Below are 18,127 nucleotides of genomic sequence, written 5' to 3'. Positions count from 1 at the left end.
CGGGCGCGACGGCATGGGTGGGGGTGGGTGGAGTCGGCGACGTCGTGGCACGGAACGTCGCTCCATTGTCACTGTCTCGTTGCCTCGGACTGCGATAGAACGTCTCGGCTGGTAGTTATTGATTCACGTCCCAAACCGACTAGGGTCGACGACCGATGCTCGCAGTTCGGGCGCGCGAACGGTCGGTCACTCGAGCCGGTAGCGGAGCAGTGCGGCGATACCGCCGAGGTTCCGGAGTTGTTGGCCGGGCGGGAACTCGCTGGAGAACACCGTCACTTCGCCGCCCTGGCGTTCGACGCTCGTGACGACGTCGTCGACGTCGATGTCCCACTCGCCGTCGGGGCCGCGTTCCTCGCGGAGCTTCTCGTCGAGGATCAGTAGCTGTTCGACCGCGCCGTACTCTGCGGCCTCCGCGACCGCTTCCGGCCCGTAGGAGGCCTCGTGGCCTTGCCCGATGCGTTCGGTGAGTTCGTCGATGTACTCCGCTTCCTTCGCGATGCGGGTCTGCTGTTGGACGTCCTCGACAGCCCCGCGCTTGAGGACCTCGTGAACGCCGCGGTCTCCGACGCCGGACGTGTCGACCATCGTCACCAGCTCCGCGACCTCGGGGTAGTTCTCCTCGATGTGCTTCAGTGCGTCTTGCTTCGTGAACCCCGGGCCCGCGAGGACGATGGCGTCCACGTCCATCCGCGCGAGCGCCGCACCGAGTTCGCCGAACAGCTCGCCGCGACCGCGCGCGTACTCGCCCTTCCCCGTCGTCCCCGTGAACCGCCCGCGTTCCTCGGTGCCGTACTGCGCGACCGTGTGGATGTACGCCTCGCCCTCCTCGACGGTCGCGATGGCGACGTCCGGGTTCTCCGCCGCCTCCTCGGCCTCCTCGATGCGGTCGAGCTGGTCGGGCTTCCAGACCTTCTCGACCTCCAGCTCGTCGTGGTCCTCGACGTTCAGCGTGTGATGGAACCCGAGCTGGTCCTCGCGCGAACAGTCCTCGATGACGCCCGACACCCGGAGGCGGTTCGAGAACTTGTGGAACTCCACCTCCTCCACGCCGAGCGTCACGAACATGTGCTCGCGCTCACCGCCCGTGTCGCGGAGGTCCTCGTCGTTCCGCTGGATGCGTCGCGTCGTATCGCCCGCGACGAGGTCCCCGGGTTCGAGGACGTACTGGAGGTGCCAGAGGTCGTCGAGCGTCTCCGGGACGAGCGTGATGCGCTCCCGGTTGCCCTCGACGCGATAGCGATCCTTGATCTGCATACCCCGGACTTGCCCCGGGCGGTGTAAGTGTCCTGCTATCGCTCACGGCGCTCGCGTCGCCGGCAGGACGTTTCATGTGGGTTGGGGGCGTTGACAGGAGTATGTACGAGCGAATCCTCGTGCCGACCGACGGGAGCGTCGGCTCGGCCCACGTGGCGCTGCAAGCGATCGACCTCGCGGAGACGTACGGTGCGACGATACACGTCCTCCACGTCGTCGACGAGAGCGTGCGCGCGTTCGTCGCCGGGTTCGGCGACGAGTCCGAGCTCGACGACCGCGGGCAGGAGGCGGTCGACCGCGTCGCGACGATGGCTCGCGAGCACGGCGTCGACGTCGTGACGGCCATCGAGGACGGCGACCCGGCACGCCACATCGTCGAGTACGCCGACGAGATCGACGCCGACCTCATCGTCGCCGGCACCCACGGTCGCTCGGGCGTCGAGCGGCGTCTCATCGGGAGCGTCGCCGAACGTCTGGTGCGTCGCGCGGCGTGCCCCGTCATGACCGTCCGGCTCCCGGAGACGGACGTCACCGTCGAGGACGAGGACGAGGCGATGGACATCGCCCGGGACGCCCTCGCGGACGCGGGAATCGACGCGGCGGTGACCGAGGTCGAGCGACAGGTGAGCGTGTGGGTCGTCGACGCCGAGAGCGAGGACGAGACGTACCTCGTGTACGTCGACCCGGTGACCCAGCGGACGAGCATCATCTCGTGAAGGTCGACCCGGTGACTCAACGGACGAGCATCATCTCGTGACGACGGGCTAGCGTCGGCGCGCTCGCCGGTAGCCCATCCCGCTGAGGCGTGCGGCAACGGCGCTCGCGTATCCCGTGCCGAGCGCGGCGAGCAGCCCGAAGACGCCCGCGGACGTGAGGACGCGGGCGTAGGCGGCGAGTGCGAGGACGGCGATACTGAAGGCGGCGGTCCACGCGTAGAGGTACGCGGCGTGCGCGAGGACGTCGCGGAACGACCACGGGGCGAGTGCGCGCCGGAGGCTGCCGGTGGCGGCGAGCTCGCAGAGCGCGGCGGGGTAGACGTAGAGGACGGCGAGTGCGAGGAGGAACGAGATCGTGCCGCCCGCCAGGAGCGCGAACCCGCCACCGCCCTGGACGCTGTCGGGTGCGAGCCCGCCGAGCCCGAGGACGGTGACGTAGAGGAGGAGGAAGGGCGCGCCGAGGTAGGGGACGCTCGCGAGCGCGACCCGGCCACCGGTCGCGAGGAGGCCGCGGACGCTCCCGGACGCGGGGAGTTCGCTCGCGTCGCCGGGGACGTCGACGAGCGCGCGGTCGCCGCTCGCGAGGTCGCCGCCGACGGTCCCGGCGAGCACGCGCCCGAGGTACCCGAGCCACGCCACGACCGCCGCGAGTGCGAGCGCGAGGAAGCCGAGTGCTGCGACGCCCGGGTAGACCGCGACCGCGTACCGGCCGGCGAGCGCCACCGCGAGCGCGAGCACGGTCAGGACCGCGATACCGTCCCGCGACGCCGCGCCCCGCGTCGGGTACCGGAGCGCGCCGACGAACGAATCGGTGTCCTCCGTCATGTCGACTCCCGTCCGTTCGCGTCGGCTGTCTCGCCGGTCATCCCTGGAGTGGCTCGGGCATCGTCTCAGTCCTTGATTCGGCTCCCGCCCGGCGGGAGGAAGTGCTGGATGCGGTCCGGGCTCGCGACCTTCCGCACGAACGACGTGTCAGCGAACCGCTCGCGGAACTCGCGATAGATGCGTTTCGCGACGTCGCCCTGCGCGAACTTCCCGGGTTCGACCTCCATCATCGTCTCCGTGCGCTCCGCGGTCGCTGCCGGCGGCCCGCCGACCACCCTCGTCGAGGGCTCGCACTGGATACCGACCGCGCAGCCGACTGGCGTGTCCCGGAAGTACGTCCGGTCGCCCCGCACCGCGAACCCGCCCTTCTCGAGGTACTCGCCGGATTCGGGCGTCTTCGACACCTGGTCGCTGTCGACCATGTAGACGTCCCCGGCGTAGACGCCGTCCTTCCACACCGACGAGTACGTCACCGCGAACTGAGCCGCCTGCTCGAGGGTCTCGTCGCTGAAGTCGACGTCCTTCGCGGACTCGCTCGGGTCCGTCGCCTTCAACACGGTGACGGGGCCGCCGTGAGCCTGCGAGTGGAACACCTTGTCGCCGCGCTCGACGTACTTCTTCACGAGCTCCTCGTTCTGGTCCGCCGACCGCCCGCCGATGACGAGGTAGCCGTCGGTCGTGTGGAACCACCGGAAGCGCTCGTACCACTGCTCCTGCTGGCGGACCGGAATCGAGGGGTCCGCGAGCCAGTCGCGGTCGACCCCTCCGTCGTCCTCGTCGTCGCCGTCCGCATCGTCGTCGTCACCGCCCTCCGCCTGGCGGCGCTCGTACTCGCGCTTGCGCTCCTTGACGTCTTCCAGGTCCTCGCGCGTGTCCTCGATGGCGGCGAGCGCGCCCTCCTTCTTCCCCTCGACGCGCTTGGCCTCCTGGTAGAGGCGGTCCGCGTTGTGCTCGACGCCCTCCCGGACCTCGACGGTCACGTCACGGCCGTCGAGCGACAAGGTCACCGTGCCCTCGCTCCCATCGAGTCGGACGACCGCCTCGGCCGCGTCGATGCCTTGCTCGGCGCCCTCCTCGAACTTCGCCTCGATGTCGTCCCACGGGACGTCGTCCTCGCGCGCCGCGCGGATGGTGCCGAGGACGTCGTCGACGAGGCCGTAGTTCGCGTACAGCGACTCCGCGCGCTCGCGGTACGCCTCGGCGTCCTGCTCGAACCCCTCGATGGCGCCCTCCTGCTGTTCGATGATGCGCTCGTACTTCGCGATCTCGCTCTCGAAGTCCGGCGAGTCGTCCCCGGGCGCCTCGTCGCTGCCCTCGTCGTCCTGGCTGCGGTCGAACTCGTAGAAGTACTGGTCGACCGCCGCGTTGAACGTGTCGAACGCCTCCGGGACGTACTCGTCGCGCTCCTCGAGCGGGAACGGCGTCACGTCGACAACGCGGCCCTTCCCGGACGTCTCGTCGCCGTCGTCGGGGTCGGTCCGGTAGAGGCGCGGGTCGACGTCCGCGGACGCGACGTCCTCGCGGAGTCGGTCGAGCGCGTCGAACACGCGCCGGTAGTCGTCCTCGTCCGCGTCCGCGATGTCGAGCGCCTTCTCGACGCCGGCGCGACTACAGATCTCCTCCGCCCACAACCCACCGAGGTTGAGTTGCGTCGCGAGCGTCCGCACGACGTCGGTGTCGGAGTCGTTCATCTTCGCGACGAACGGCTCCCACTCGATGGCGAGCGGGTTGATGCGCGAATCCGGGAACTCGTAGGTCGACCCGGGCGCGACCGTCCGCGATTTCAGGCGGACGGTGTCGAGGCAGTCGACGACCTCGTACGTCTCGTCGCAGACCGCGATGTTCCCCTGGCCGAACAGCTCGACGACGATGATCGTGTCCTGGTCCTCGCGCTCGAACCGGAACTCGAGGATGCGGTCGAACTCGAACTGCTCGACGCCCGCGAAGTCCGCGCCCGACAACCGATTGCGGAGCATCATCGCGAAGTTCGGCGGTCGACCCGGCGCGTCCGGCACGTGCTCGGGGTCGGCGACGTGCGCGCGCTTGACGTCACCGACCTCGAGGATGAGTTCGACCCGTCCACGGTCGAAGTCCCGCATCTTCAACCGCAGCAGGTCGTCGCCGTAGAGGTAGGCTTTGTCGACCTTCGCGCCCTCGTACGCTCCGAACTCGGAGACGACGGCGGCGAGGTCGACCGAAGAGAGCTCGCGTTTCGCGTCCATACCGCCGCGTACCGGTGGCTCGCGGAAAGACGTTCCGTTGTCGCGACTACCGGCGCGCCGTCACGCGACCGCACGAACCGGCGTTCCCTCTCAGTCGTCTTCGTCGTCGTGCTCGCCGCTCTCGCTGGGTTCGGCGACGTCGTGCTCGCCGCTCTCGCTGGGTTCGGCGACGTCGTCCTCGCGTTCGTGAGCAGGGAGGAGGTCCCGATACGACCGATCGTAACGGGGTTTCGAGAGGAAATGCCTGATACGGTCGTGGTCGGCTTCTGTCAGTCCCTGGTCGGTCATCTACCCGCAAGTTGGGGCGTCACGCGGATAAGACGGCCGTTCACCAGCATCCTCACATGCGGCTGCCGTGACGTCAATCCACGTCGGGTCCGCGAACGGTCACGCTATCGACCCGGCGCGCGCCCGGTCAGAGTCGCTTCGAGACGTACGGGCCGTCCTGGTGGTAGCCGAGCTTCTCGCGGTAGTACTGGCGGACGCCGATGCCGGAGATCACGGACAGTTTGTCGAACCCGGCGTCGCGGGCGCGGTCCTCGGCTTCGGCGAGGAGCCGGCGGCCGTAGCCGCGATGCTGGACGTCCGCGTCCTCGCCCTGCTGGCCGACGCCGACCTGGTTCCCGTACACGTGGAGTTCGCGGACGATGGCGGCGTTCTGGAGTTCCCGACGGACGGGGTCGTTCGGGAAGCGTAGCCGACAGAACCCGACGAGGAGGTCCTTGTCGAAGTCCTCGAAGCTGACGAAGTGCTCCGTTCCGCCCCCGGCCTGGTACTCGATGGTGTCCATCTCCACGTTCTCGGGGTCCTCGTCGTTCATCCCGACCTCGCGGCAGCGGATGCACTCGCACGTCCAGCCGTGCTCCTCCATGCGCTTGCGGGCGAGCTGGCGGAGGTTCGACTTCCAGACGCCGGCGTCGATGAAGTCCGCGGGGATGTCCCGCTGGACGCGCTGGAGGCGCGTGTACCGCGGGATGTTCGACATGATCTCCGCGACGAGCTCGGCCGCGCGCTCGTTCGTGAGCGGGTCGTAGTCGCCGCGGCGCCACTGGTCGTAGATGCGGGTGCCGCGCACGACGAGCGTCGGGTAGATCTTGAGGTAGTCCGGTTTCCACTGTTCGCGCTCGAAGATGCGCCGGAAGTCCTCGAGGCACATCTCCTCGCTCATCCCGGGCTGGCCGGGCATCATGTGGAACCCGACCTTGAATCCGGCGTCGCGGAGTCGACGGTTCGCCGTGATGGACGCCTGGACGCCGTGCCCGCGATGCATCTCGCGGTTGATGCGCTCGAACGTCGTCTGCACGCCCACCTCGACCTTCGTCCCGCCGAGGTCGAGCATGCGGTCTATCTGCTCGGGGTCGCACCAGTCCGGCTTCGTCTCGAACGTCGTCCCGATACAGCGCACGTCGGCGGTCTCGTTCGCCGCGATGACGTCCTCGAGGTAGGAGAACTCGGGGTCGTCCTCGGCGAAACTCACGCCCTCCGCCGGATTGGGTTCGGCGTCCGCGTCGAAGTCGTTCATCGCTTCGAGCGCGCGCTTGACGAACCACTCCTGGTAGTCGTGGCTCCGGGCGGTCATCGTCCCACCCATGAGGATGAGTTCGACCTTGTCGACGGGATGCCCGATCTCCCGCAACTGGTTCAGTCGCAGCGTCACCTGGCCGTACGGGTCGTAGTCGTTCTGCTCGCCCCTGGCCGCGGCGGGCTCGTGGCCCGTGTAGGACTGCGAACTCGAGAACTCGCTCGCCGGTCCGCCCGGACAGTACAGGCACTTCCCGTGTGGACACATGTGCGGGCTCGTCATTATCGCGACCGGCGACACCCCGGATGCGGTCCGCACGGGCTTGCGCATGAGGACGCCTTCGAGTTCCTCGCGGCGCTCCTGGGGGGCGTGGTCGAGTATCTCGGAGTTCTTCGGGACCTTCGGCGCCGAGTGTTCCGAGCACGCCGCCAACTTCGCGGACTCGACGTCGTCGCGTTCCAGTTCACCGGCGAGGATGCGGTCGACGAGGTCCTCGCAGACGGCTCTGAACGCTTCGGTCTCGGTCGGGTCCGACGCTTCGCTCATCGCCATATCGTCGTGGAGAGACGCGGTTAAGCGTGTCGTTGCCACCCGACCCGAGAGCCGGTCTCGACGGGCGTCCCGGTGGTCGCGTCGCAGCCTGGCGGGTCTCGCGTCCGAGTGAACTCGATTCCGTAACGCGGGGATTCCAGTATTGGTTTAGTCCGGCGTCGAGTAGGGCGGGTATGCGCACGACGGTCAGGGACGTCCTGTCGAAGGCGGGCGAGGAGCCGATAACGATGCTGACGGCGTACGACGCCGTGACAGCGGAGATCGTCGACGAACGGGGTGTCGACGTCATCCTCGTGGGGGATAGCGTGGGGAACACGGCTCACGGGCACGAGACGACGCTGCCGGTGACGGTGGACCAGATGGCGGACCACACGACGGCGGTCGCGCGTGGTGCGGAGGACGCGCTCGTCGTCGCGGACATGCCGTTCCTCTCCTACGGGCACGACGACAAGGAGAGCATCGAGAACGCGGGCCGGATGCTGAAGGAGGCGGGCGCACACGCGGTGAAGCTGGAGTCCGGGCCGCATACGGTCGAGTTGACGGAGAAGCTCAGTCACCTCGGTATCCCCGTGATGGCGCACCTCGGGTTGACCCCGCAGTCCGTGAACCAGCAGGGGTACGCGTTGCAGGGGACGAGCGAGGAGGCCGCGGACCGGATGCTCGAACTCGCGGCGGCCCACGAGGACGCGGGCGCGTTCTCGCTCGTCCTCGAGCGCGTGCCGGCGCCGCTCGCTGCCCGCATCACGGACGCGCTCGAGATTCCGACTATCGGTATCGGCGCTGGCCCGGACTGCGACGGACAGGTGCTCGTGGTCGACGACGCCGTCGGGTTGAGCGACTGGACGCCGTCGTTCGTCGAGGAGTTCGGGAACGTCCGCGAGGCGATGGGCGACGCCATCGAGTCGTACACCGAGGCGGTCGAGTCCGGCGAGTTCCCCGGCGCGGAGCACAGCGAGGGCGTCGAGGAACTGGACGAACTGTACTGAGCGGACGGGGGTTGTCGGCCACGCGACGCGGCGCTGTTACTCGGTTTCGTCGATGCGCTCGCAGAAGTCCGCGAGCGCGGCGTTGAAGCCGTCCGGGCGTTCGAGCATCGCGAGGTGCGCTGCTTCTTCGACGATGGCGACGTCGCAGTCGCCGAGTTCGCTCGCGAGGTAGTCGTGATATCGTGGCGGGGTGAGCGCGTCGTTCTCGCCGACGATGGCGCGACCGGGCGTCGCTATCTCGCCGAGTCGGTCGCGGACGTCGAACGTGTGCGAGGTGAGGAAGTCCCGTTCGACGATGCGCTGGCCGCAGTGCAGCATCGCGGTCTTCGAGAGTTCGACGAGGTCCGGTTCGGGGTCGGCGAACAGGCGGCCGGGGTCGTGGAGCCAGTCGACGGCGCGCTCGAAGTCGTCGGCGAGCCAGTCCCGGAGGTCTTCGAGGACGGCGAGTTTCGCGCCGGTGCCGGCGTAGACGGCGCCGTCGACGGCGAGGTCGTCGTCGCGTTCGAGGAGGCAGTGGAGGACGACGGCGCCGCCGAGCGAGTTCCCGCAGAGGACGCGTGCGTCGGTGGCGTCGGCGACGGCGACGACGTCGTCGGCGTACGCGGCGAGCGTCTCGTAGCCGGGGTCGGCGTCGACGTCGTCGCTCTCGCCGTGACCGGCGAGGTCGAGCGCGACGACCGGCCGTTCGTCGCCGAGGCGAGCCTGAGACTTCCAGACGGCGCGCGTGCCGCCGCTCCCGTGCACGCAGAGAACGGGTGCGCCGTCGCCGCCGCGGTCGAAGACCTCGTACGCTGTCTCGCGGCCCTGATGGGAGACGGTCTGCATACGCGAGATTACTCGGGGTGGTCGCTTAAACCCCGTCGCCCGTTGACGAGGCGGGGGGCGTTCCGGGAGACGAGCGCGTGGGCGCTCGTCGCGACGCCGGTTCGTCGGTATCTGTTCGCTATCTGGTCACTGGTTGTGGTGTGAACCGCGAGTCGACTGCTTTCGATGCACCGCTCCGCCTTCGTGCGTTTCGTAGGGGAAAGATTTATAAGCTATGAACACTAACTCGTAGTTAGGATGAATATACAGCAGTTCACGGAAACCGACGCCCGGTTCGCACGTCGTTACGTCTACGACGACGCGGTCGTCGTCGCCGCCGACCTCGAGTTCACGGACGCCGACGTCGACGTCCTCGGCGACACCGTCATCGTCGTCAGACCGGACGGCGAGCAGTTCGAACTCTCCGTGCCGAGCACGCCGACGCGCGCCTTTATCCGGAACGGCGTCCTCACCATCGAGATGGAGGCTCACGCATGAAACTCACCGTCAAACCCCTCAAGCAGAAGGACGCCGGGCGCGGGCTCGCCGCCATCGACCGGTCGTCGATGGCCGAACTCGACCTCGAGAACGGCGACTACATCCTCATCACCGGGAAGGGTGAGGGGAAGGCCGTCGCGCGCGTCTGGCCCGGGTACCCCGAGGACCAGGGCCAGGGCGTCGTCCGCATCGACGGCCGGCTCCGCCAGGAGGCCGACGTCGGCATCGACGACCGCGTCGAGGTCGAGAAAGCGGACGTCAAGCCCGCAAAGAGCGTCACGGTCGCGCTCCCGCAGAACCTCCGCATCCGCGGGAACATCGGGCCGCTCGTGCGCGACAAGCTCAGCGGGCAGGCAGTGACGAGCGGGCAGACCATCCCGTTCTCGCTCTCGTTCGGGCCGATGGCCGGGAGCGGGCAGAGCGTCCCCTTGAAGGTCGCGAGCACCGACCCGGATGGCACGGTCGTCATCACGGACTCGACGGACGTCCAGATCAGCGAGAAGCCCGCCGAGCAGATCCAGGGCGCCGAGGGCGCCGGGAGCGGCGGCGCCGAGGGCGTCCCGAACGTCACGTACGAGGACATCGGTGGGCTCGACGACGAGCTCGACCAGGTCCGCGAGATGATCGAGCTCCCGATGCGCCACCCCGAGCTGTTCAAGCAACTCGGTATCGAGCCGCCGAAGGGCGTGCTCCTGCACGGCCCGCCGGGGACCGGGAAGACGCTGATGGCGAAGGCGGTCGCGAACGAGATCGACGCGCACTTCCAGACCATCAGCGGCCCGGAGATCATGTCGAAGTACTACGGGGAGAGCGAGGAGCAGCTCCGCGAGGTCTTCGAGGAGGCGGACGAGAACGCGCCCGCGATCGTCTTCATCGACGAGATCGACTCGATCGCCGCGAGCCGCGGCGAGGCGAGCGGTGACGTCGAGCGGCGCGTCGTCGCACAGCTCCTGAGTCTGATGGACGGTCTGGAGGAGCGCGGGCAGGTGACGGTCATCGCGGCGACGAACCGCGTGGACGCCATCGACCCGGCGCTCCGCCGTGGTGGCCGGTTCGACCGCGAGATCGAGATCGGCGTCCCGGACAAGGACGGCCGCATGGAGATCATGCAGGTCCACACGCGCGGGATGCCCATGAGCGATAGCGTCGACCTGGACGAGTACGCGGAGAACACGCACGGGTTCGTCGGCGCGGACCTCGAGTCGCTGGCTCGCGAGGCGGCGATGAACGCGCTCCGGCGCATCCGCCCGGAGCTCGACCTCGAGCAGGAGGAGATCGACGCGGAGGTCCTCGAACAACTGAAGGTCACGGAGTCGGACTTCAAGGAGGCGCTGAAGGGCATCCAGCCGAGCGCGATGCGCGAGGTGTTCGTCGAGGTGCCCGACGTCACGTGGGAGGACGTCGGTGGTCTCGAGGGCACGAAGGAACGCCTCCGTGAGACCATCCAGTGGCCGCTGGATTACCCCGACGTGTTCGAGGCGATGGACCTCCAGGCCGCGAAGGGCGTCCTGATGTACGGCCCGCCGGGGACGGGGAAGACGCTGCTCGCGAAAGCGGTGGCGAACGAGGCGAACTCGAACTTCATCTCGATCAAGGGCCCCGAACTCCTCAACAAGTTCGTCGGGGAGTCCGAGAAGGGCGTGCGCGAGGTGTTCGAGAAGGCGCGGTCGAACGCACCGACGGTGGTGTTCTTCGACGAGATCGACTCGATCGCGACCGAGCGCGGGCAACGCACCGGTGATTCCGGTGTCGGCGAGCGCGTCGTCAGCCAGCTCCTCACGGAGCTCGACGGCTTGGAGGCGCTGGAGGACGTGGTCGTCATCGCGACGACGAACCGCCCGGACCTCATCGACAACGCGCTGCTCCGGCCGGGTCGCCTGGACCGTCACGTCCACGTGCCGGTGCCGGACCGCGAGGCTCGCGAGAAGATCTTCGAGGTGCACACGGAGCACAAGCCGCTCGCGGACGACGTCGACCTGGAGTGGCTCGCGAAGAAGACGGAGGGGTACGTCGGCGCCGACGTCGAGGCCGTGACGCGCGAGGCGAGCATGGCTGCGACCCGCGAGTTCGTGAACTCGGTGAGTCCTGAGGAGATGGGTGACTCCGTCGGGAACGTCCGTATCACGAAGGAGCACTTCGAGCACGCGCTCGACGAGGTGAAAGCGAGCGTCACCGAGGACGTCAAGGAACGCTACGCGCAGATCGAGGAACGGTTCGGCCGCGAGGAGCCCGACCCCGAAGTCGACATGGGTCGGACGTTCCAGTAGGCGTCGTCGAGACGCCGCGTCGTCGTCGCCGGGTCGGCGCGTGCGCTGACGCGCCGATGCGAACCGATGTCGGTTCTTTCTTCGCTGTTCGCGGCGCTGCTAGCCGACGAGCAATGGCTCTCGGTTAGCGTTCGACGACCCAGACCATCTCCTGGCTCGGGGATTCGAGTGGTTCGCGGTCGAAGTCGCCGTACGCGGTCCAGTCGCTGAATCCGGCGGCGTCGAACAGCAGTTCGAACTGGCGTTTCGGGACGAGCGCGAGCGTGGTCTCGCGTTCGGTGAGGAACGCGCCGTTCCGGTGGACCTCGTGGTGGAGGCGAGCGACCTGTTCGACCTCGTCGTCGAGGCTCGTGGTGGCGACCACGCGGTAGTGGTCGTCGTCGACGGTGAGCGTCTGTTCGACGGCGTCGCCGTAGTCGGCGACGACGTCGAACGCGGGGACGAACGTGTTGAGCGCGAACCGACCGCCGGGCGCGAGCGCGTCGCGGACGTTGTGGAGCGCGGCGCGCTGGTCGTCGATGCTCGTGAGGTGGTTGAACATCCGGTTGGGCGCGTACACGACGTCGTACTCGCGGTCGGGGTCGAGGTCGAGGACGTCACCGCGTCGGACGGACGGCGTCAGCCCTCGTGCGGCCGCTTTCTCGCGGAGGACGTCGAGCATCCCCGTGGAGACGTCGACGCCGTCGACGACGAGGCCGGCGGCGAGGAGTTCGAGGTAGACTCGGCCGGTGCCGACGCCGAGTTCGAGCGCCGGCCCGTCGGCGTCCGCGACGAGGTCCCGGTAGAACCGGGCGTCGGCGGGGGTCGCGTCGTCGTCGCCGCTGCGGTGCCGGGCGTCGTAGTAGGCTGCCATCGCGTCGAAGAACGCCGCGTCGTCGTCCATACGAACGAGTCTCGAACTCGAACCAAAGTCGTTTCCGTGGGGTGGGGGACGATAGCGTGGCTGGTGTTCGATTCGTACGACGCTGCGGGCTCGCGGTCAGCCGTCGGCGACGTGGACGTCGCTGCTGGGTTCGTACTCCATCTCGGTCGTGACCTGGTCGGCGATACCGCGGCCGAATTCGCGGGCGACGAGGTGGATGGCGAGGTCGAGGCCGCTGGTGACGCCGCCGCAGGTCAAGATGTCGCCGTCGTCGACGACGCGGGCGTCGCGGACGTCCGCAGTGGTGTCTCGCAGGTCGGGTTCGGCGGCGGCGTGCGTGGCGGCGGGGCGGTCGTCGAGCACGCCCGCCTTCGAGAGCAACATCGCGCCCGTGCAGACCGACGCGACCGCGACGCCGTCGGCGTGGAGTGCGGCGATCGCTTCGGGTATCGTGCCGCGGTCGTACTCGCGGCGGACGCCCGGCGCGTCGGGGTCGGTCCAGCCGCCGCCGGGGACGAGGAGGAGGTCGAGGTCGTCGGTCGCGACCGCGTCGAGCGTCGCGTCGGCGCCGACGCGGAGGCCGTGGCTCGCCGTCACCTCGTCGGCGCCGTCGACCGTGCACAGTGTCACGTCGAGGTCAGCGCCCGCGTTCGCGGCGTTCTCCAGGACCTCGAAGGGACCGATGGCGTCCAACTCGTCGAACCCGTCGAACAGGAGGATGGCGGCGTCCATACCGGCGGTACGCGCGCCGCAACCTACTCGTTTGGGTTACGAGAGGTCGTCGACGTCCGCGAGGATCTCGTCCGCGTGCTCCTCGGGGTCCACGCCCTCGTACGCCAGTTCGACGTCGCCGTCCGCGCCGACGACGTACGTGTTCCGGAAGACGCCGTCGAACGTGTTCCCGAACATCTCCTTCTCGCCGTAGGACTCGTACAGGAGCGACACCTCGCCCTCGGGGTCGCTGAGGAGTTCGAACGGGAGGTCGTACTCGGTCGCGAAGTCGTCGAGGTCGTCGACGGGGTCGTCGCTGATGCCGAGGACGGCGACGTCGCGCTCGCCGTACTCGTCCCAGCGGTCACGGAAACTACACGCTTCGACGGTGCAGCCCTCGGTGTTCGCTCGCGGATAGAAGTACACGACGACGCGCTGGCCCGCGTAGTCCGAGAGCGCGACCCGGTCGCCGTCCTGATTCTGGAGTTCGAAGTCCGGCGCTTCGCTGCCTGGTTCGAGCATACGCCACTCGGAGCGACGCGCGCAAAAGTGGATTTCGTTCTCGGTCGACGCGAGCGAACGAGTCGCGGCGGGTCAGTCCAGGCGCTCGGCGGCGCCCTGCGAGACGAGGACGTCCGCGTTCTCCTCGGGGAGCGTGACGACGTCCTCGGCGGCGAGCGTGTACTCGCGTTCGTCCACGCCGAATATCTCGCCGACGTTCTCCGTGACGCGCAGCGTCGCGCGCTCGTCCTCGCCGCCCGCGTCGCCGCCGGCCGACCCTGACGCCCCGCTCGCGTCTGTCGAGGGTTCGTCGCGGCTCGTCGGGTCGCGGTCGCTCGCGTGCTGTTGGTCGCTCGCCTCGCCGTCTGCGGGGTCGTCGTCGCCGCCCATGAGGTCCGCCGCCGACACGTGGTCCGCGCCGTCCGGGTCGGGCGCGGCGTCGTCGGCCGGCGGTCCGTCGGGTACGTCAGCGACCGCAGCGGCCTCCGACCGCCGCAAGTCCTCGTCTCCGCCCGTGCGCTCGTCGCCGGTCGCGTTCCCGTCCGCGGTCGCGCCGTCGTCACCCGACGCGGCCGTCGGGTCCGCGTCCGCATCGAGGCCGTCCTCGGGGTGCGGGACGTCCGCGTTCGCCGCCGCTGCGTCCGCGCTCGCTCGCGACCCCGCGTCGCTCGACGCCGACGCGTCCCCGCTCGCGGCGGTCGCGTCGTCGCGCGCCCCCGGCGCGACGTCGCCCGCGATGACGTCCAGCATGTGCGCCTTGTTCTCCTCGATGCGCTCCACGAGGTCCGAGAACAACGCCTGCTCCTCGGCCGTGAGGCCGTTCACGTCGTTCGGGTTCGCCATCTCCGCCGACACGAGACTCGCCTTCTTCACGATCTTCCCGAGCCGACGCTCGTAGATCGCCTCCGCGGTGTCCTTCGCCGTCTCGATGTCGTTCGTGAGCTGCTGGACCTCCGGGGACCCGAACGGGTCCTCCGCGCGCTCGGCGGCCCGCTCGCGTTCGGCCTCCAGCTCCTCGACGTACGCCGCCACGTCCCCGTAGAAGGACTCGCGCAGCTGCTGGAGGTCTGACTTCTGTCGTTCCTTGCTCTGCGCGGAGCGGAGTTCGTCGATGTTCATTGCTTTGCGATCTCGGCGTGCCCGCGAGCCATCGCGAAGACGCCGACGTATTCCGGTACGGTTGCTGCGCCTGCCTCCAACGTAAATGTATCGTCGCCCAACTCGACGGTGACCGGTTCGGTCACCTCGATGGCGAGCGCGCCGTCGGACTCGTCGCCGAACACTGGCGATATCGCGTCCTCGAGCGGCTCGAAGTCGGCGACCGCGTCGCGCGGGATGCGTTCGACCATCAGGCCGGTGCCGCCGTGGAGACTCCCCGGGAGGCGGATGAGTCGGTTGATGTCGGTCGTCACCGGTTCGTCGATCGGTGCGGACTCGGCGTCGAACGTCTCCGCGGCGACCTGGCGCGCGAGCGTCAGGAATCGCCCGTGCACCTCGACGTTCCCCTGCGCGATCTGGTCGTAGTTCGCGTCGAACACGTCGACGAGCTTCTCGGCGGACCCCTCGCCGATGCCGTCGTACGCTTGCAGACGCTCGAGTTTGTCCTCGTGGTCGTCCATCGCGCGCACCTCGTCGACGAGCGCGAGGAGGCGGTCGTGGACGCGCTTCCCCCAGCCGCCCGTGGTCGACAGCGTCCGCTTCTCGGTGGGGTTCTCCAACCCGATGCCGTCGACGAGTTCGCGCGCCAGGAGCGCGTCGAGGTCGAGACCCTCCGCGAGGACGTACTCGACGATCTCGCGGCGGTCGCCGCGGCCGAGTTCGTGCACGCCGTCGTCGCGGACGTGGACGTGGTAGCCGCGGCCGCCCGAGAAGACGACGGTGGTGTCCTCGAACCCGAAGTCGTCCTCGAGGACGTCGAGGAGGTCGAGGAGGGCGTCCTTGCAGGTCGCGAGCATCTCGCGGTACGTCGTCTCTTCGGGGTCGACGCCGGGGAGGTGGTCGGCGTCCAGGTCGAAGACGAGGTCGGTGCCCTGCCAGTCCTTCCGGCTCATCGAGTTCGCCGAGGGGTCGCGGTACTGTGCGGCCGAGAAGTAGACGTGCTGGGGGCGTTCCTCGGTGAGGAACCGTCCGAGGTTCCCGACGTCCAGCCAGGAGCGGTGACGGACCATCGTCGTCTGCGCCTGGGCGGTCCACGGGATGTACCCCCACTCGCGTTCGTTCGGCGCCGGTGGCGGCGACACCTCTGTCGCCTCGTAGTGGCGCTTGAACGCTCCGCGGAGGTACGCGACGGTTCGCTCTTCCATGCTTCGAGACCGTACTGGCGGCGGCGTCAAGAACCCACCGTTCGCGACCGACCGTCGACGGGCGACGACTGGAAGCCGTCCGTCCACGAGCCCCGGGGGTTGAAAAACGAGCGTCGGTATCGCCAACAACCTCTATTAGTGCCGACGGGTACGTTCGGGGCATGAACTGGGACGGGCGACTGGGTCGCGTGGTTCGGGATGGGCGACTGGGTCGCGTAGTGCGGGACGGTCGGTTGGGTCGCGTGGCGTTGACGGCGGCGCTCGTGGTGGTGGTGGCGGCGGCGCTCCAGCGGACGGCGTCGCGCGTGTTCGTCTCGAACTTCTCGCTCTCGGGGCCGGGGCTCTCCGCGCTCCTGCTGTTCGGGTTCCTGTCGGTGTGGACGGTGCCGGTGGTGCGGCGACTCGGCTGGGCGCGGTCGGTGCGCGCGGCGGTCGCGGTGCTGCCGTTCGCGGTCGTCGCGTCCGCGCTCGCGGACCCGGTGCTGGCGGGCGCCGGCGCGGTCCTCGCGCTGTCGCTCGCGACGCCGCTGTTGGTCGCGCTCGGCGCTCGCGACCCGGCCTTCCTCCCCGGGCTCGCGGTGGGGGTCGCGTCGGTCGCGGCGGTCCGCGGGTGGCTCGGGACGCTCCCGGCGTACGCGACGCTCGGCGGGACGGCGCTGCTCGTCGGCGTCGCGTTCGTCGCCGGCGCGCTCGCGCTCCGCGAGGACGTCCCCGAACCGGGCGCGTCCGCGGTCGCGTGGCTCGCCGTCTTCGCGCAGGGGCTGTTCCTCGCGTATCCGGCGGCGACCGCGGCCTGGGGCGGCCTCGGGTACGCGGCGACGGCGGTCGCGACCGTCGCCGGCGTCGTCCTCGGCGCCGCGTGGGTCGGGTTCGGGCGGGCGCTCGACCGCCGGGAGGCGGTCGTGGTGGCGGTGGCGTTCGCGCTCGCGCTCGGCGACGTCGTGTGGGTCGGGCAGCTCGGGCCCGTCGCCGTCTTCCTCATGCAGGCGACGTTCCTGCGGCTCGTCGCTGCTGGCCTGCGCGACGACGGCGCGAGCTGGCTCGGGCTCGCGCAGGTCGTCGGGGTCGTCGCGGTCGTCTCGCAGGTGCTCGCGGCGAACTGGGCGTACGTCCCCGGGGGTGCAGCGCTCGCGGGGCACGCGCCGCTGTCGGCGTTCGCGCTCGCCGCGGCGCCCGTGGTCGCCGCGCTCCTCGTCCTCGCTCGTGACGCCGCGGGCGTCGGAGGCGACCCGACCGAGCTCCCGGACGCCGCACGTCGCGACGCGCTCACCGCGCTCGCTCCCGGTGCGCTCGCCGCGCTCTCGCTCGCACCCGGGTCGCTCGACGCGGGCGACGACGGCGCTCGCGCCGAGGGCGCGCCGTACGACGTCGTGACGCTGAACGTCCACCAGTGGATCGACGGGCAGCGCGGCGGGGCGAACTACCGCGACGTCCGCGACCTGCTCGCCGAGCACGACCCGGACGTCGTCGGCCTCCAGGAGACCGAGGGCGGCCGGTACACGACCGGGAGCGCGAACCCCGTTCGGTGGCTCGCCGACGAACTCGACTACCACTACGACTACGGCGTCCCGACGCGCCGCGGCGGGTACGGCGTCGCCGTCCTCTCGAAGTACCCCGTCCTCGACACGAAGGTCGTCTCGCTGCCCGTGCATCAGTCGCCGGCGCGCTGGGCGCTCGTCGCGACGCTCGACGCGCCCGACGGCGAACTCCAGACCATCACGACGCACTTCCAGACGGACATCCCCGAGGACGACGAGCAACTCGGCGAAGCCCAGACGATACTGGGAGAGCTGTTCAGCGACGACCACGAGCGCGCGGTCGTCCTCGGCGACTTCAACGTCCAGCCGAACCAGGACCCCGCGTACGACCGGCTGAAGCGCGACCTCACGGACGCCTGGACGGCCGCCGGCCACCCCGAGACCGGCGGCGGCGGGACGTGGCCCGCGCACGACCCGAGACAGCGCATCGACTACGTCTGGCTCGAAGGCGACTGGACGGTGTCGCGCTGCACGCGCGTCGGCGACGCCGCCGTCAGCGACCACCTCGGCGTCCTCGCGACCGTCGACCCGGGCCGCGGCGAGAATTGAGCGGGCCGCGCGAGGCC

General features: G+C 69.5%; 16 protein-coding genes. 5 read left to right on the top strand and 11 right to left on the bottom strand.

Features of this window, described 5'->3' with window-relative positions; genetic code table 11:
• Window positions 1-186: 186 nt before the first annotated feature.
• Window positions 187-1,254: an mRNA surveillance protein pelota gene (locus ACZ48X_RS07265; protein WP_336349781.1), complete on the bottom strand. Its 1,068-nt coding sequence runs from the start codon at window positions 1,252-1,254 to the stop codon at window positions 187-189.
• Window positions 1,255-1,355: 101 nt separating this feature from the next.
• On the opposite strand from ACZ48X_RS07265, the gene ACZ48X_RS07260 reads away from it, so the two are divergent.
• The gene (locus ACZ48X_RS07260; RefSeq protein WP_336349782.1) at window positions 1,356-1,970 is read left to right on the top strand and encodes a universal stress protein; all 615 of its coding nucleotides are present in this window, start codon (window positions 1,356-1,358) and stop codon (window positions 1,968-1,970) included.
• Window positions 1,971-2,018: 48 nt separating this feature from the next.
• Here the strand turns inward: ACZ48X_RS07260 and ACZ48X_RS07255 are convergent, their stop codons facing one another.
• From ACZ48X_RS07255 to ACZ48X_RS07240, 4 genes are all read right to left on the bottom strand, one after another.
• Window positions 2,019-2,795, bottom strand: a complete 777-nt coding sequence (locus ACZ48X_RS07255; RefSeq protein ID WP_336349783.1) for a DUF4013 domain-containing protein — start codon at window positions 2,793-2,795, stop codon at window positions 2,019-2,021.
• Window positions 2,796-2,860: 65 nt separating this feature from the next.
• Window positions 2,861-5,017: a ribosome rescue protein RqcH gene (gene rqcH / locus ACZ48X_RS07250; RefSeq protein WP_336349784.1), complete on the bottom strand. Its 2,157-nt coding sequence runs from the start codon at window positions 5,015-5,017 to the stop codon at window positions 2,861-2,863.
• A 90-nt stretch (window positions 5,018-5,107) separates the two neighbouring features.
• Window positions 5,108-5,305, bottom strand: a complete 198-nt coding sequence (locus tag ACZ48X_RS07245) for a hypothetical protein (RefSeq protein WP_336349785.1) — start codon at window positions 5,303-5,305, stop codon at window positions 5,108-5,110.
• A gap of 127 nt (window positions 5,306-5,432) precedes the next feature.
• Window positions 5,433-7,091, bottom strand: a complete 1,659-nt coding sequence (locus ACZ48X_RS07240; RefSeq protein ID WP_379762074.1) for a tRNA uridine(34) 5-carboxymethylaminomethyl modification radical SAM/GNAT enzyme Elp3 — start codon at window positions 7,089-7,091, stop codon at window positions 5,433-5,435.
• A 173-nt stretch (window positions 7,092-7,264) separates the two neighbouring features.
• On the opposite strand from ACZ48X_RS07240, the gene panB reads away from it, so the two are divergent.
• Window positions 7,265-8,077, top strand: a complete 813-nt coding sequence (gene panB / locus ACZ48X_RS07235) for a 3-methyl-2-oxobutanoate hydroxymethyltransferase (protein ID WP_336349787.1) — start codon at window positions 7,265-7,267, stop codon at window positions 8,075-8,077.
• A gap of 36 nt (window positions 8,078-8,113) precedes the next feature.
• Here the strand turns inward: panB and ACZ48X_RS07230 are convergent, their stop codons facing one another.
• Window positions 8,114-8,902, bottom strand: coding sequence for an alpha/beta fold hydrolase (locus tag ACZ48X_RS07230; protein WP_336349788.1), 789 nt, complete (start codon window positions 8,900-8,902; stop codon window positions 8,114-8,116).
• 237 nt (window positions 8,903-9,139) lie between these two features.
• Between ACZ48X_RS07230 and ACZ48X_RS07225 the strand changes: the two genes are divergently transcribed.
• On the top strand, window positions 9,140-9,379 hold the full coding sequence (locus ACZ48X_RS07225) for a DUF7127 family protein (protein WP_336349789.1): 240 nt from the start codon (window positions 9,140-9,142) through the stop codon (window positions 9,377-9,379).
• Window positions 9,376-11,646, top strand: coding sequence for a CDC48 family AAA ATPase (locus ACZ48X_RS07220; RefSeq protein ID WP_336349790.1), 2,271 nt, complete (start codon window positions 9,376-9,378; stop codon window positions 11,644-11,646). Before ACZ48X_RS07225 ends, ACZ48X_RS07220 begins: the two co-directional genes overlap by 4 nt.
• Window positions 11,647-11,770: 124 nt before the next feature.
• Here the strand turns inward: ACZ48X_RS07220 and ACZ48X_RS07215 are convergent, their stop codons facing one another.
• The 5 genes from ACZ48X_RS07215 to priS all read right to left on the bottom strand — a co-directional run bounded on the left by ACZ48X_RS07215 (window position 11,771) and on the right by priS (window position 16,023).
• Complete coding sequence (locus ACZ48X_RS07215) at window positions 11,771-12,529, bottom strand: class I SAM-dependent methyltransferase (protein WP_336349791.1); 759 nt, start codon at window positions 12,527-12,529, stop codon at window positions 11,771-11,773.
• A 96-nt stretch (window positions 12,530-12,625) separates the two neighbouring features.
• Window positions 12,626-13,240, bottom strand: a complete 615-nt coding sequence (locus ACZ48X_RS07210) for a DJ-1/PfpI family protein (protein ID WP_336349792.1) — start codon at window positions 13,238-13,240, stop codon at window positions 12,626-12,628.
• A 36-nt stretch (window positions 13,241-13,276) separates the two neighbouring features.
• Window positions 13,277-13,741 (bottom strand): thioredoxin-dependent thiol peroxidase, encoded by a 465-nt coding sequence (bcp, locus tag ACZ48X_RS07205; protein WP_336349793.1) that lies wholly within the window; start codon window positions 13,739-13,741, stop codon window positions 13,277-13,279.
• A 72-nt stretch (window positions 13,742-13,813) separates the two neighbouring features.
• Entirely contained in the window at window positions 13,814-14,839 is a 1,026-nt protein-coding gene (locus ACZ48X_RS07200; protein WP_336349794.1) for a DNA replication complex subunit Gins51, read from the bottom strand.
• Window positions 14,836-16,023, bottom strand: coding sequence for a DNA primase small subunit PriS (gene priS / locus ACZ48X_RS07195; protein WP_336349795.1), 1,188 nt, complete (start codon window positions 16,021-16,023; stop codon window positions 14,836-14,838). The genes ACZ48X_RS07200 and priS overlap by 4 nt, the downstream gene beginning before the upstream one ends.
• A 161-nt stretch (window positions 16,024-16,184) precedes the next feature.
• On the opposite strand from priS, the gene ACZ48X_RS07190 reads away from it, so the two are divergent.
• Complete coding sequence (locus tag ACZ48X_RS07190) at window positions 16,185-18,110, top strand: endonuclease/exonuclease/phosphatase family protein (RefSeq protein ID WP_336349796.1); 1,926 nt, start codon at window positions 16,185-16,187, stop codon at window positions 18,108-18,110.
• The last annotated feature ends 17 nt before the right edge of the window (window positions 18,111-18,127 follow it).

The organism is Halorubellus litoreus, assembly GCF_055378595.1.
This window is presented reverse-complemented; position numbering and strand designations above follow the sequence as displayed.